The organism is Companilactobacillus nuruki, assembly GCF_002872255.1.
In the GTDB taxonomy this organism is placed as follows: Bacteria; Bacillota; Bacilli; order Lactobacillales; family Lactobacillaceae; genus Companilactobacillus; species Companilactobacillus nuruki.
Genome location: NZ_NIPR01000063.1, coordinates 43,761 through 59,636, shown reverse-complemented (window position 1 = coordinate 59,636; position 15,876 = coordinate 43,761). Strand labels below are relative to the sequence as shown.

Annotated in this window: 15 protein-coding genes; 1 reads left to right on the top strand and 14 read right to left on the bottom strand. The window is 33.5% G+C overall.

The features are described 5' to 3' along the window. Nucleotides 1-23: 23 nt before the first annotated feature. The 11 genes from CBP76_RS12390 to CBP76_RS12340 form a co-directional block, all read right to left on the bottom strand. A complete protein-coding gene (locus CBP76_RS12390; protein ID WP_102197171.1) occupies nt 24-668 on the bottom strand; it encodes a nicotinate-nucleotide adenylyltransferase in 645 nt (214 codons plus the stop codon). Between the two features lie 63 nt (nt 669-731). Continuing rightward, on the bottom strand, nt 732-1,910 hold the full coding sequence (locus tag CBP76_RS12385) for a MalY/PatB family protein (protein ID WP_102197170.1): 1,179 nt from the start codon (nt 1,908-1,910) through the stop codon (nt 732-734). Further along, on the bottom strand, nt 1,910-2,776 hold the full coding sequence (locus CBP76_RS12380; RefSeq protein ID WP_102197169.1) for a DUF3737 family protein: 867 nt from the start codon (nt 2,774-2,776) through the stop codon (nt 1,910-1,912). The genes CBP76_RS12385 and CBP76_RS12380 overlap by 1 nt, the downstream gene beginning before the upstream one ends. Nucleotides 2,777-2,790: 14 nt before the next feature. Beyond that, on the bottom strand, nt 2,791-4,590 hold the full coding sequence (locus CBP76_RS12375; RefSeq protein WP_102197168.1) for an ABC transporter ATP-binding protein: 1,800 nt from the start codon (nt 4,588-4,590) through the stop codon (nt 2,791-2,793). Further along, nucleotides 4,580-6,340 carry an ABC transporter ATP-binding protein gene (locus CBP76_RS12370; RefSeq protein ID WP_102197167.1) on the bottom strand — a complete coding sequence of 587 codons (1,761 nt, stop codon included), beginning with the start codon at nt 6,338-6,340 and terminating at the stop codon, nt 4,580-4,582. Before CBP76_RS12370 ends, CBP76_RS12375 begins: the two co-directional genes overlap by 11 nt. Nucleotides 6,341-6,556: 216 nt before the next feature. Next, the gene (locus CBP76_RS12365; RefSeq protein WP_102197166.1) at nt 6,557-7,657 is read right to left on the bottom strand and encodes a lactate oxidase; all 1,101 of its coding nucleotides are present in this window, start codon (nt 7,655-7,657) and stop codon (nt 6,557-6,559) included. 99 nt (nt 7,658-7,756) lie between these two features. Beyond that, on the bottom strand, nt 7,757-8,365 hold the full coding sequence (locus tag CBP76_RS12360) for a TMEM175 family protein (protein WP_102197165.1): 609 nt from the start codon (nt 8,363-8,365) through the stop codon (nt 7,757-7,759). Nucleotides 8,366-8,376: 11 nt separating this feature from the next. Further along, a complete protein-coding gene (locus tag CBP76_RS12355; RefSeq protein ID WP_102197164.1) occupies nt 8,377-9,540 on the bottom strand; it encodes a cation:proton antiporter in 1,164 nt (387 codons plus the stop codon). A gap of 111 nt (nt 9,541-9,651) precedes the next feature. Then, nucleotides 9,652-10,602 (bottom strand): zinc-binding dehydrogenase, encoded by a 951-nt coding sequence (locus CBP76_RS12350; protein WP_102197163.1) that lies wholly within the window; start codon nt 10,600-10,602, stop codon nt 9,652-9,654. Nucleotides 10,603-10,675: 73 nt separating this feature from the next. After that, the gene (locus CBP76_RS12345) at nt 10,676-11,002 is read right to left on the bottom strand and encodes an AzlD domain-containing protein (RefSeq protein WP_102197162.1); all 327 of its coding nucleotides are present in this window, start codon (nt 11,000-11,002) and stop codon (nt 10,676-10,678) included. Next, a complete protein-coding gene (locus CBP76_RS12340) occupies nt 10,989-11,696 on the bottom strand; it encodes an AzlC family ABC transporter permease (RefSeq protein WP_102197161.1) in 708 nt (235 codons plus the stop codon). The genes CBP76_RS12345 and CBP76_RS12340 overlap by 14 nt, the downstream gene beginning before the upstream one ends. A gap of 112 nt (nt 11,697-11,808) precedes the next feature. Between CBP76_RS12340 and CBP76_RS12335 the strand changes: the two genes are divergently transcribed. Further along, entirely contained in the window at nt 11,809-12,609 is an 801-nt protein-coding gene (locus CBP76_RS12335; RefSeq protein ID WP_102197160.1) for a fumarylacetoacetate hydrolase family protein, read from the top strand. Between the two features lie 43 nt (nt 12,610-12,652). On the opposite strand, the gene CBP76_RS12330 is transcribed toward CBP76_RS12335, so the two are convergent. From CBP76_RS12330 to CBP76_RS12315, 3 genes are all read right to left on the bottom strand, one after another. Then, nucleotides 12,653-13,339, bottom strand: coding sequence for a class II aldolase/adducin family protein (locus CBP76_RS12330; RefSeq protein ID WP_102197159.1), 687 nt, complete (start codon nt 13,337-13,339; stop codon nt 12,653-12,655). Nucleotides 13,340-13,446: 107 nt separating this feature from the next. Next, entirely contained in the window at nt 13,447-14,238 is a 792-nt protein-coding gene (locus tag CBP76_RS12325) for a class II aldolase/adducin family protein (protein WP_102197158.1), read from the bottom strand. 244 nt (nt 14,239-14,482) lie between these two features. Beyond that, the gene (locus CBP76_RS12315; RefSeq protein ID WP_102197156.1) at nt 14,483-15,853 is read right to left on the bottom strand and encodes a PTS transporter subunit IIC; all 1,371 of its coding nucleotides are present in this window, start codon (nt 15,851-15,853) and stop codon (nt 14,483-14,485) included. Nucleotides 15,854-15,876 lie beyond the last annotated feature (23 nt).

Genomic DNA, 15,876 nt, shown 5'->3' with positions numbered 1-15,876 from the left:
GTTTTTTATAATACTTCAAATTTTCATTTCTTATAAATACCACGATCTTTAATATACCAAGCCACATCATCAGGGACAAAATATTTCAAAGATTTTCCCTCTCGAACTCTCTGTCGAATAACGGTTGAACTTATTTCAATAACAGGAGTATTGACCCACATGATTGGATATTGAGATTTCTTTTCAAACCCCTTTCGACAGACACCAACAAAATGAACATCCTTAACCAATTCATCAATATGTGACCACTTAGGTAAATTTTCTACCATATCATACCCTACAATCAGATAATATTCAGTATTAGGATTACGTTCTTTTAAATGTTTAATGGTTTCATAGGTATAACTTATTCCACCCAAATCAATATCAGTCATATCCAATTGAAAATGAGGATTATCTCTGATTCCATATTTGACCATATTAATACGATCATCAACACTTACCTTAGGAATATACTTACTAATTCCTCGATGAGGTGGTACCTTATCTGGGATAAAAAGAATCTTATCCAAATCCAACTGTTCATAAACTTGTTCAGCAATCATTAAATGACCAAAATGAATTGGATTAAATGAGCCACTTAAAATTCCAACATGTTTTTTATGACCTGTATTTTGTAATTGAGCTTTAGGTCTAGTTTTCGTGATAACTGATTCTGAAGTTTCCATTATTTCACCTACTTTGCTACATATATTATAGCCTTTAACAAAGATAGGTTAGTCTAATTTGACTTATTTATTCAAACCACTCTTATAGTCATCAATACCTTTTTTTAGACGATTTAATCCATCTAAAATCATTTTCTCTGGACTGGCAATATTCATTCTAATAAAATGCTGCCCGTCACCGCCATAAACTGAACCAGCGTTAACAATCAAACCAGTATCTTGACGAATAAATTTGGTTAACTCATCTGCATTATCAATAATATTTCCAACATCAAACCACAAAAGATAGGTTGCCTCTCCTGGTACCCATTTGATATCAGGAATATTTTTTCCAATAAAATCTAAAATCAATCTACGATTACCCAACAATTGTTTCTTCAATGCTTTCAACCAATTATGCCCATTATTATAGGCAGCAATCGTACCTGGTACAGCAACAATATTTGGTTCTGCTAGTTCTTCACTATTCAATCCTCTATTGATCTGAGCTCTCAGATTAGCATTAGGAACTATCATCGTAGCAGCATGTATAGCAGCAACATTAAAAGTTTTGCTTGGTGACACTGCTACAACTACGTTATCCAAATATTTTTTATTCAAGCCAAAAACAGGATAATAAGGAGTACCAAAAGTTATATCACCATGTATTTCATCGCTAAATAATTTAACGTCATACTTGTTACACAAAGTAACTATCTTAATTAATTCATCTTGATTCCAAATTTTACCAACTGGATTATGTGGATTGCACAGAATCATCATGTTAGTCAATGGATCACTTAGTTTTTGCTCTAAATCACGGAAATCAATTGTATACTCGCGTAATTTAGTATCATAATCCAAATCATTAGAAACAACATGTCGACCACTATTGATAATTGAATTATAAAAAACATTATAAACCGGTGCTTGAACCAAAACATTATCTCCTAATGATGTCAATCTGCGCACAGCCGACGAAAGAGCCGGTACTACACCAGTTGAAAATATCATCCATTCTTCATTTGGACGAACATCATGTTCAGTTTCATACCAATTAGCAACCGATTCAAAATATTCCTTAGGAATTTCCTCATAGCCAAATAGACCCATGTCTATTTTTTCATGCAAAGCTTGAATAATCTCTGGAGCTACCTTGAAATCCATATCAGCTATAGTCATGGGCAACTCATTTTCTTGCACATCCCATTTGGCAGAATTCCCAGATCGCTTTTTATTCAAGGTTTCAAAGTCATATGTCATTAGGCATCTCTTTGAGTAATTTTACTAGTTTCATGAATTTGTGTTTTAGCAGGATTGATTTCTGGATCATCAAAAATAACTTGACCTGCTGATTTAACAGTAATACTACCATTGATTGGATTCTTAATACTCAAAATACTAGTAATAATTTCTGCATCAATATTTTCACAATATTCAAATGCTAAATCCGTTCTCAAGACTTTACAGTTAATCATCTTCAACCCATCGATATAACAAAGTCCCTGTTCACTTTCAATTGTACAATTAACCAGAGTAATATTCTTAGTATTCCAAGCTAAATACTCACCGCTAATTTTTGAATCATAAATTGTTACATTTTCACAATTCCAAAAGGCATCTTTTGAAACAAAATTAGAATTATGAATTTCAACATTCCTAGCTCCATCGAAAACATAATTTCCAATTACATCAAGATTTTCAGCATAAATGTTATTACTATCCTTACCAAAATAATTACCATTAACTTGAACATTATTCATTTTAATATTGTCACAAGTCCACATAGTCTCTTCGGCATCGGCGAAATGAACGTTATTCAATACAATATCTGAGGCCCGACGGAACAACTTTGGTGCTTGTAGAGCTGAATTATTTATTTCTATATCCTCGGTATACCAAATACCTGAACGTGACATGGTTTCAAAAATACTGTTATCAACTTTTACATGCTTGCTATACCATAAAGGATATTTCCATTTAAATGTAACATCATCCAAAATTAAATCATGAGTTTCTTTAAGTGGCGATTCACCATTTCCAAAGGTTGTATCAATAATTTCAACATCATGTGCTTTAAACAATGGACGTTCACCATCAAAATAATTTTCTTTAATTTGTTTTTTCATTTAATTCCTCTTAATTATAAATTTTTTTCGTTGGCCGATTGTAATTCATATAATTCAGCATAATGACCACCGGCCTTTAGTAACTCATCATGCTTACCGCGCTCAATGATCTTTCCATGATTCAAAACTAAAATCTGATCTGCATCTTGAATCGTTGACAGGCGATGGGCAATAGCAATCGTTGTACGATCATCTCGCATTTTCGACATTCCTTTAGTAATACTCTGTTCAGTTTGGGGATCAATATTAGCTGTAGCTTCGTCTAAGACCAATATCTTAGGATTACGAACTATTGTCCTAGCAAAAGAAATTAATTGTCTCTGACCAGTCGAAAAGCTTGCTCCCCTTTCGGTTACCTTGGCATGATACTTGCCAGGCAATTTCTGAATAAATTCATCTGCATCAACAAATTTACCTGCTTGCTCAACTTGTTTATCGCTTATTTGATCGTCAAACATTCTAATATTTTTGGCAATATCCCCATAGAATAAATATGGTTCCTGAATTACTAACCCAAGTTTTTGATGCAGTTCCCTGGTTGAATAATCCCGTATATCTCGATCATCAATTAGAATCTCGCCTTCATTAAATTCATAAAAGCGCATTAATAAATTAATAATCGAACTTTTACCACTACCCGTGTGTCCAACAAAAGCCACTGTTTGTCCTGGTTGTACGGTAAAAGAAATATCTTTCAAAACCGGTTTCTTCGAATCATAACCAAAAGTTACATGACGAAATTCTATTTTACCTCTACGAATTTCTTCCAAACTTGTTTCATCTTGCTTAGGTGAATAGCCTTGGTTATCAAAAAGCTTCATAATCCGATATCCTGCTACTAATCCATCTTGAAAGAATGACATATAATTCATAACATCAGATAAGGGATTAAAAAAATTCTGTTGATAAGACAGGAAGGCATAAATTACACCTGCCTGTACAACCAAGTTCATACTTTGCCAACCAAATCCACTCAACGAAATAACCTCAGCTAAAATAAACATTAAACTGACAGTCGGATAAAGTAGGAAGGCATTAACATTAATCATCTTATTGCGCATTTGAAAATAAGCACCATTTTTATCTTCAAACTCAGAAGTCATGCGCCTTTGTTGACCAAACTGCTGAATAATATTAATACCCATCAGAGATTCATTTAATTTGGTGTTTATTTGGCTTAAATATTCACGTAAGTGCTGATAAATATTAAAACTGAGATGTTGATACAACCAGATGACCCCATAAAAAACAAAAACAAATAATCCAGTAGCAATCGCTAATTTAACATTGACCGAGAGCATTGCAATAAAGGCTGATATCATTGCAAACGCAGAAATAACAATTGTTAAAAATAACGTCCAAAAATTATAGAGTGTTTTTGTATCATTAGTAACCCGAGAAACAATTGAACCTGCTGGAGTTGTATCAAAATAATTCAATCCCAAAGTATGCAACTTGTGAAACAACTTACTCCGTATTTCTTCCAACGTTCGTTCAGCTCCCATTGAAAAAACAAATTCTTGAATAAACTGAACAATCGCTTTGATAATTGTCCCTATTGCATATACTGCTGCAAATCCTAAAATAACTTTGATACTGGTACTTTGTTTACTTAAATAGTGATCCATATAAAATTGCAACATCCTTGGAAGAAAAACATTAACAATGCTCAAAATAATAGCAAAGATTATTGCGATAATAAATTGACGTTTAAATAAATAAGCAAATTTAAAAAGGCGTTTAAGTACCTCTCGTCGACTACTCTTTGAAAGTGAATTTATTTCTTTCAAAGTCTCTTCGTTCTCATCCTTCATGATTTAGCCTCCCTTCAATTTCAGAGTTTTTAACCTGTAAATTGAACGTTTCAGCATACCATCCTGGTTTTTTTAACAGCTCCTGATGCGTTCCTTGTTCAACAATCGTTCCATGATCAACGACAATTATTTCATCGGCATTCTCAACCGAGCTTAATCGACTAGCGGCAATGATTGTTGTTCCATTTTGTCGATTCTCAGAAATTCTTTTTTCAATATTTCGTTCCGTTCTTGAATCAACTGCAGACAAAGAGTCATCCAGAATCAATAACTTAGGATCACTTAAAATAGCTCTGGCAATTGATAGACGTTGTTTTTGTCCACCTGATAAAGAAACTCCCATTTCACCAACCTGTGTATCATAACCTTCTGACATTTGTTTTACATCATGATCCAAATCTGCAATTTGACTCGCATTTCTGACTTCTTCCTCTGAAGCATCAATTCTAGCAAAACGAATATTATCTCTGATATTAGTTGAGAAGAGAAAATTAGTTTGAGGGACATAGCCAATCGTGTTCAAATAACTATCTAAAGCGTATTTACGAATATCAATATTTCCGAAGTTAATTGATCCTCTATAGTGATCAAAGTCACGCATCAAAAGACTAATAATCGTCGATTTTCCACCACCAGTGGGGCCAACGATTCCTAACGTTTGTCCAGAATCTAATTTAAAATGCAAATTATTCAGAGCCGTTGTCGGATCATCTGGATAATTAAATTTATCAATTTTAAAATCTAAAGTACCACTTGGTACACTCTTTATAGCATTTTTAGTTTCAACTAAAGAAGATTTCTCGGCTAGCAATTCATTGATTCGATCGTAACTAGCTGATCCTCGTTCCAAAAGATTAAACAAACTACCAACGGCATACATAGGCCACATTAATTCGGCCATATAAGTAATAAATGAAACTAATTGTCCAATAGTTATATTGTTATGAACTACAGCCAATCCACCAAAAATAATAATAATAATATATGAAATCCCCATAATAATTGTCGTTAAAGGATCAAACATCGCATCCAAACGATATGATTTCTTATTAGCTTTAATGTTTTCTTGAACATAATTATTAAAGTCAGCTTCATCCTCTTTTTCTTGACCCAAGGCCTTCAAAACTTTGATTCCTACAACACTCTCTTGAGTTTTATTATTAATACTGGAAAAAGCTGCCTGGGAATCTCTAAAAGCAACATGGATCTTATTTCCAAGTACATTAGCCATAACCGCTAAAAGAATTAATGGTAGAACCGCCATCAATGTTAATTTCCAATCAATCAACATCCCCATTGCTAAAATCATTGAAGATCCTGTAATTAATGAGTCAGCTAACGTCAAAATACCTGGTCCAGCAACATCACGTACTGCATCAATGTCATTAGTCGCATGTGCCATTAAATCACCAGTTCGCCATTTTTGGTAAAAAGTAGTATCCATCTTCATAAAATGACGAAAAAGTTTACTCCTCAAATCACGCTCCAAAACAAATGAACTTCCATAAATCATTTTTTGCCATAAAAATCTCAATAAATATTGAATAATAGCAATGACAAATAACAACGACATATTTTTAACTAGATAATTAATTGTCATATTTCTTTTACTTACAGTATCAACAATGTTTCCAACTATTCTTGGTGGAATGACGTTACAAATTGCAACTAGAATTAATGCAATTACACCAATTAAATACTGTTTCCATTGATGTTTAAAAAACCAACTCAATCTGGAAAATATCCCCATATTGCCTCACCACCTAATATCTAACTTACTTTGATAATTACTTTACACCCTAAAGTTAACTTCAATACAAGTATTTTAATTCGTGAAAACGTATTCAATTGAATATATTCAAAATAAATAGTCTGTATCGACATCAACCGTGTTCTTCCTTGAACACAATTGATAAACAATACAGACTATTTTTGATTATTTAAAAGTTTAGATAAGAATATATCTCTAATCTAATAATTCAGTATTCTTTACATCATTAATGGTTTTAGTACCTGCCAATTGCATAGTAATTGATAATTCCATATTCAAATGATCAATTACATCAGTAACACCTTGAGCACCACCAAGGTTCAAACCATAGATAATTGGACGGCCAATAGCAACCAAATCAGCTCCACTAGCCAATGCCTTAAAGACATGTTCACCACGACGTACACCACTATCGAAGACAATTGGTACACGCTTATCAACAACCTCGGCTATATATGGTAATACATCAAATGATGCGGGACCACCATCAAGTTGACGACCACCATGATTTGAAACCCAGATACCATCAGCTCCAAAATCAATTGCTAATTCGGCATCATCGGGTGATTGAATACCTTTAACAAAGACTGGAAGTCCTGACATATCTTTAATTTTTTGAATATCTGAAGGAACAATTCCCTGTTTAGCTGAAGCATAAATTTCAGAGATACCCTTACCTTCGCCATCACCGGCTGAATAACCTGCTAAATTAGGCATTGGTAATGGGAATTGGAATTTGTTAACAACATCAGCTTCACGGTATCCACCAAGTGTTGAGTCAACAGTCAAAATAATAGCCTTAGCTCCGGCAGCAACTGCCTTTTTAATCAAAAATTCGTTAAACTTATCATCTTTACTCATATACAATTGGAAAAATTGTGGAGCATCTGGAGCAGCAGCAGCAGCATCTTCAACTGAAGTACTTGCGTAAGTACTGATTGAAAAAATTGATCCAGCTGCGGCAACCCCTTTGGCAGTATCAGTTTCACCTTTGGCATGTGCCAAACCTTGAGCAGCAGATGGTGCTTGAATAATTGGTGTTTTTAGATCAATATCCCATAATTTAGTACTTAGATCCGCATGATCAATACCTTGAATTACACGAGGCATAATTGACTTATGATTAAATGATTCAGTATTTTGTTTCTTAGTCCATTCATCCTCAGAACCACCAGCGATATAACCAAAAGCACCCTTTTCGTTACTCATATGATCCTTAACTCTAGCTTCTAGACTTGCGATATTAACAATATCAACATGATTTTCAGCAGTACTTGCTTCATATTTCTTATTCATTAAAAATCCCATCCTTCATTGTGTAATTAATTAACAGGATCATTTTAACCTACAGTTGTAAATAATGCTGAGATTTGTTCCGAAAATATTAATTTATTTTTATCCTAAGACATTGCTCAATCTCAAATAAGCCACAAAATGAAAACCAATCCCTGCCAATAAGAATATCGCACCAATTGGAATTGAAAATAATGAACTAATAATTGCCAAAATATACAAGGAAACACTAATTATTGGGTCATATTTGTTCTTCGCAAAAGCAGCATCCTGCATCTCCTTAGACTTCAATTCATGATGTTTACCAATGTAAGAATATAGTACATAAAACATGAAAGAAATTATTAATGCCACAAAATCATACGTAATAAAGGCAACTCTTATATCATTCAAGTTTCCCCGACTCAAAGTATCTGCCACCAACGCCATTGGATAATTAATTAAAGTGATTGTAAATAGCATCAATAAATTAATCAAATTTAAATTACGATCGATTGATTCTAAGGCATTAAAATAATCATGATGGAATAGCCATAGTGTCCCCACATAAAAGTAGGAAACAATATAAGCAATTAATATTGGCCATTGATGAACCATTGCTATCAATAAATGACCCGATTGAAATTGTGGAACCGTGAATTCCAAAACTAAAATAGTAATCAAAATAGCAAAAACGCCATCACTAAAAGCTAATAATCTATCTTTTGTCAAAAGAATTCCCCCTATTCAATATCTTCAGAATTTTTAATAACTTTATTAAATAAAATTGGACAAATTAAACAGGTAATAATTGCAGCCAAAGTAATAGCCCCTGATTGAGTTGTTGTGATTAACTTTAAATTACGACCAACTTGTAAAATTGGCAAAACCAAAGTAATCGTTGTAGCGGTTACAATTGCAGCTCCACCAGCAAACTTTTTACCAAAACGACCTCTAAAAGCAAAATAAACAATAACTTTAGATAATATAAACGCGATTAAAAATACAGGAATCAATAACAAAGCATGCCAATTGCTAAACAAAGTTCTCAAATTCAAATTGACTCCGGTATTAATAAAGAAGACTGGAATGAAGAATCCATAGCCCATCGAACTTAACTTTTCTTCTGTATCAGGCTTTGGTTTTAGTAGCTTCATTACTGCCCCAGCTAAGAATGACCCTAAGATACTCTCAGCACCAATTTGTTCAGCGAATGTAACTAAGGTAAAAATCAAAAAGAAAGCCAGTCTGATATCCAATTGTGTAGTAGACTTATCAATCTTATCAAAGAAAACGTAAATTCGATTGAAACGATGTAATAAGATGATTGCAATAATAAAAATTACTGGTAATCCTAAAACTGAAATATAATGTTGCTGTTTTACAGCTGAGTAAACCGTCAAAGCAACTAAGGGAATAAACTCACCAAACGCTGACGTTAACAAGATGGTTTGTCCATATTTAGTATTCAACAAATTAACTTCTTTTAACAGTGAAATAATAACTCCTAATGCAATCGTACTAAATAGGATCACTGCTAAAATAAATTCACTAAAAATTCCTGTGAAATATAATATTCCGCTCAGAATAATTGACATTATAAATATCGAAATAAATCCAGCAAACGCCGTGCCTAGAGGAGAATATTCCTGACCTTCTTTTTTAGGCTCCAAAAGCGAAAAGTCAATCTCCATCCCACCTAGGAAAATCAACATGATAACACCTAAATCGGCAATATATTGAACATTAACATTTGGCTGCACAATATTGAAACCAGTTTTTCCAATAACTATCCCCATAATAATTTCAGAAATAGCTGTAGGCATTCGTTGTAAATGAAATTTTGCTGTGATTAAGGGCGTTGCCAATGCCGCAAATAAAACAATCAAAAGTGCAAATTTTTCCATAATTATATCCTCGTATCTTAATAACCTTAATAATATGACATTCACGACCTATTTGCAGTCACTTTAATAACTATCCAAAAAATCGATGAAGTTTTGTCTTCACCGATCTTTTTAATTTATAACAACAACTTTACCCAAGTTATGTCCACTCTCTAAATATTCATGAGCCTCTTTAACTTGATTTAATTTGTACACTTTAGTTGGTGAAACCTCAACTTGATATTTACTAATATAATCTAACATTTCATTGAGTTTGGCACTAGTTACCTCGCCAGAAGAAAATGATGTCAAATAGGCTCCATTAGGAATATCACCAATCGGCTCAAAACCATCCATATACCATTGTCCACCCAATTCTCCGGTACAACAAACAATACCGCCTTCATTAACTTTAGTGAATGTATCTTTTAAAGTAGCTGGTCCAACTAATTCAAGTACTTTGTCAAATTTTTCATCGGTCTTTAACTTGCCTTTTTTATCCTTAATAACTTTATCATAGCCAACGTCTAAAAGTACTGATTCTTTCTTCATGCTTCTAGCTGATGCTGTAACTTTAATTTTGGGATACTTGGCTTTCAACAAACGAAGTGCTGAAACTCCGACCCCGCTGGCTCCTGACCGAATCAATACCTTATCATCAGATTTTATTTGCATTCCCTTCAATGAACCAAAAGCAGTATAGAATGTTTCAGGAACTGCCGCTAAATCAGTCCAATTAAGCTTTGTTTCGATAGGGTGAATCTGCTCATTTGGTAGTAAAACAAACTCTGCGTACGAACCATCAAAGGCTCGGCCCATTTCCCCCATAACTGAAATAACCTTCTGACCTTTTTGCAACTTGTCTGAGGTACTTTTCTCAACTACGCCAACACATTCAATTCCCAAAATTCGCGGAAATTTGACACTTGGAGATTCACCTTGACGAGTAAAAATCTCGGAGTGATTGATACCAAATCCCTTTACCTTAACTAGAGACCAACCTGGTTTTACTTTGGGAGTTTTAACTTCCTTATATTTCAGTACTTCCGGCCCACCGGCCTTTTTAACCACAATTGCTTTCATAAAATGCCTCCATAAAGTATTTGTCTATTTATGATTATATTATAGAAGTAATTATTATGTTTGCAAAAAAGTTTTAAATTGCTAATCTTATCAAGGCCAATGAAATAATTCCCACAATAACTATTAATAATAATCTTTTAGTTAAAATTGCAGTTAAAACAGTAGGAATTGAAGCAATCAAATTGGCATAATCAATTATTGGTAAATGACCCAAATTTTGTTTAAATAAATTTTCAAACCATAAAGCAGCCATGATCGTAATAGGTACAAAACTTAAAAACTCAACTACTTTAGCGGGAAGATTGAATTTTTTGAGTAAAACAAATGGTAATATTCTTGAAAGCCAAGTAACTAAGCCACAGGCAATCAAAGTCCAAAAAACAAATTTAGTTGATGGCATGTTTCAAAATCACCCCTAACGCACAACCTATCAGTGTAACAACTAAGATTAACAGGTCACTAGAAATAAAAATAAGTCCAAAATATACTAATGGCAACATTATTGCTACAACAATTAATTGTATTTTTAATTTGATTGATTTATCACTGATTAATTGTAAATAAAGTAACCCAATAAACATTGCAACCAAAGCAAAATCCAATCCCAATTTTTTAGGATCACTGATCACCTTGCCCAACATCGCTCCAACCATAGTTGAAGCGGCCCAAACTAAATAAGCCATTAAGTTAACTGTATTGAACCATTTAAAAGAAAGTTTTCTTTTAGTAAAATTTAGCTTATTCATACTCAACGCAAAACTTTCATCGGTAATCAGACTACCAATTAAGATATTTTCAAAAAGTGAATTCTTTTTAAAAAAATTGGCTGTCGTCATACTCATTAAAATCATTCGTGAATTAACTAAAAAAACTGATAAAGCAATGGAAACCATCGGCGTACCAATCGCTAATAGACTAACTAAGATAAATTGTGCTGATCCAGCATAAACAATTAATGACATCGCCGTTGCCATCCAAACACTCATTCCTGCCGCAGCAGCCACGATTCCGAAAGAAATACCAATCCCAATATAACCGAATACTGTTGGAAGAGTATCTTTTATTGCCGAATCAATACTCAAACTGTCATCCATATATTCTCCCCCTTATGTTTAAATTATTATAGTAATTTTAATTTACTTAAATGTCAATTAGAGTAAAAAGTATTAAAGTAAAATTATAATTATTTTGAAAGAAGACAAACCTATGAAGTTCGCTATGTATAATCACCGTGCTGTCATTATAAAAGACGGATCAATGCAATTAATAAACGGTTTTAACGATGTTAAATCCCTACTCCCACATCTTAATGAAAAACTATTTTTAAGTAGTAAACGAAATTTACCCGATACTAATTTACTTGAAGCTCCAATTACTGATCCTAAACAAATATTTGCAGTTGGATTTAACTATCGAGATCATCTACAAGAACTCAAAACAAAGGCTCCAAAGTCTCCCAATATTTTTACCAAATTTGTTAGCTCACTAGCGGGACCCAACCCTACTGTCGCAATTCCCAGTTCAAAGACTGATTGGGAAACCGAATTGGTTGTCGTTATTGGTAAAGATGGAAGAAATATTAAGAAAATAGATGCACAAGAACATATTGCCGGTTACATGATTGGTCAAGACCTATCTGATCGTCAACTTCAATTTGCTAACGATGAGCCTCAATTTTCATTAGCAAAATCTTATAAAAATTTTTCGCCAATTGGACCTTGGTTAACCACCCCAGATGAAATAGACGACTTAGGTTCTTTGAATATTTCTACAACTTTAAATGGTGTTGAAAAACAACATAGTCAACTCAAAAACTTGATCTTCGATCCTAAAAACCTAGTTAGCTATCTATCAACTATTGCCGAACTATACCCCGGAGACTTAATCTTTACTGGTACTCCCGGTGGTGTTGGAGCCGGCAGGAATCCTCAAGAGTTTCTAAAACCTGGCGATCAATTAATCAGTCGTATTGATCAGTTGGGACAATTGACAATTAATTTTAAATAAAAAAACAGATAAGATTATTAATTAATCTTATCTGTTTTTGACTCTATATATGCATTTTTATATCATTTTGGATATCATCTCTACATTTACCGGTTTGACCATAATTTTCAAATTTATGAGCAACTTTTTCTAATTGATTATCTGTTAAAGGGCATGGCTGTCCTACCGATTTAGCCAAAATATACAATTTACACAGCCACTCAATATTTACAGCTGTTGACATGGCTTGTTTAATAGATGTACCAGTTGCTAACAGTCCATGGTTTGCCAGAAGAATGCCATGATCATTTCTCATAACGTCAAATGCCTCTTCAGCTAACTCATGGGAACCATAAATTCTATATTCAGTAGTTCTAATAGATTTGCATGCATCAGCTGCTGCATAATGCAAAGCAGGAATACTTATATGCAACGTAGAGCATGCCGTAGCATAATCTGAATGTGCATGAACAACAGATTTGATATCTGAATCATTTCTGTAAAACATACTATGCATTTCCCATTCACTCGATGGCTTGAGATCACCTTCAAGAATGTTTCCTTTTAAATCCATAACAACAATATCTTCTAGTTGTGTTTCATAATACGGAACGCCTGAGGGACTTATTAACATTTTATCTTCTTCTGGTAAATATATACTCAAATTTCCGCCTGTTCCTGTTGTAAGACGCTCATCAACTAATTTTTTACCATAATCTACAATCTGTTGACGTTCTTCAATATAATCCATAATAAACCTCTTATTATTTAATATCTTTTAAAGAATACAGCATTTTTTGCCATACTTTTTTGAAGTACTTGAATATGAGTATTTTTAAACATACCTGTAAATGGATATTAACTTTTTACTTCTAATTCTAAATTACTTTTATCATTATAAATTGCCTTGTGATCCTTAAAAACATCTTCAACTGTTCCTATCTTAATTCCCTTAGAATAATATCCATCTAAAGAACCCTGTAATTGCAGCATGGTTTGTTCATAAGCAATATGTGCATTATATTCCATGGTATCAACAACTGACACTGCTTTATGTATTGCAGTTAATCCTGACATATTCTTTCCACCAACGGTAATCATTGTTCCATGTGAATTTAATAAATATTCATGCATTAATGCAGCATCCCCCAATTTAGCCACATGTGCTCCTACCATTTCCGCAATTTCTTCAGAACAATTATGTCTAAAAGGTAGCACCTCAACACCCTTAACTTTCTGTGTTGCTTCAGTCAAATTTGGAATTGGAACTCCCATTGTTGCCCATGACAATTGTTCCTTTGCATGCCCATGAAGAATAGCTTTAATATCGGGATTAGCATCATAAACAGCCTCATGCATATTTATTTCACGTGTCAAATTACCGACACCATCAATAATTTTTCTTGTATGTGGTTCAACTACTAGAATTTGTGCAGCTGTTAATGTTCCTAAATATGCTTCTGACATCATTGTTGGAGTCATTATAATATATTCTTTACCAATCTCTCCATAATCACCATCACGATCAACCACTTTGAATGAAAAGTTTCCTCCGGCAACATTTGTATCAAATCTCTCCATAATAAATTTAACAATACTGGCCATATCTGCACGCTCATGTTCAAACGGCATTCTTCCTGCATTTCTCATACTTTATTTACCTCTATTTTTATAAAATTTTGCAAATCTTGTTTTATATCCAAATTCTTTAAATGCATAACATGTAACACCTATATAAAATGGAATAATTAAAAAATTAGTTTTAATGAATATAATGAACAATACTATATTAATAAACATCATTAAGTCCCAAAACATATTACTTCTATTTGAAAACAATTTTGTCATTTTATAATTACTTCCTATAATTTATCCCATATCTAAAATTCATTACCTAATTATTTGATTTTTTGTTACCTAACTCTTGATACCTTTCAGATGGAAGCGGTGCTTTTTTGATATGTCGATACATGAAAACAAACAATACCATTAGTACAACAAACCCTACATATGACCACCATTTACCTAGTGGCATATAAGCAAACATAATTCTTAAATCAGGAGCCTCAATTGACGACCATGTCACTTGTGAACCCGCTGGAATTTTAATTGCCTGTGTCATTTTTCCCATTTTAGTAAGAATTGGAGCTAGGAATGTAGCCCCATATAGGAATAACGGTGTATAAATAAAGCTCAAAACAATCATTCTCAATAAGTTGCCACCAGTTAACAACAATCCTCCAACGGCTAGGCAGTAATTAATAACTCCTGCGAATGGAAGAGTCGTATTACCCGGCAACACAATTGCCCAAAACATAAAGAAAATAATATTGATTGTTGCTGTTACCCAAAGTTCAGCACTTTGACCAACAATCGGCCAATCCAGACCAATAAAGAACTCACGATTCTTGAACCTTGCCTTCATATATTTACTCATAGCTGCGCCAAACGGCGTTAAAGCTGATTGGAAATATTTAGCAACGACTGGGAATATAGCCATAATAGCCAACATATATGTAGCAAAATTTAATACTGAAGCAATTGAGGCCCTTGATAACAATCCTATTAAAATACCTATAATAAAACCCATTGCCCACGGTTCCGATAACATTCCAATTTTTTTCTTCAATGATTTAGCATCAATACGTTTATTAAAGATGGGAATAAAATCCATCAATCTATTAATAGGAAACATAATAACTGCTGTAAATGTCTCAATATGCGTAACTGTCGTATTAGTATATCCGAACATATCCGCTATTTGAGATTCCCACAAATCACCTAATTTCAACTCAATAATTACTTGGATAGCTGTGAGACCGTATGCCCAAATATAAGATCCAGACATATAGTAAATAATATAGGCCGTTAAAACTTTTCCCCAAACATTCCACATATCGGCGTTAATAGTATTAGTCCAATTTAGAATTAACATAATTAAGTTAACACCAATTGTTAAAGCAAAGAATGTAAATGCTAATGACCAAGCCCATGAAATTGCTGCGGCCCCAGTCCATCCAACATCAATGGCTGTTAAATGAAGTCCCGTTGCGGCACCTAATTTTTTTGTCATCGGTGTAATCTGATCAACCAATGCACCAATTAAAATTGACATACCAACAAACCCAACAACTAAATCTGCACCAGATTTAATTGCTTTTCTGATCTTCATTTTAAACAACAATCCCAAAAGGATAATTAATACCGGAACAAATACCTGAGCACCTGGAGCCAAAATAGCCTGAACTATATCGTTCATACTCATGAGGTTTCCCCTCTCTTCTTATA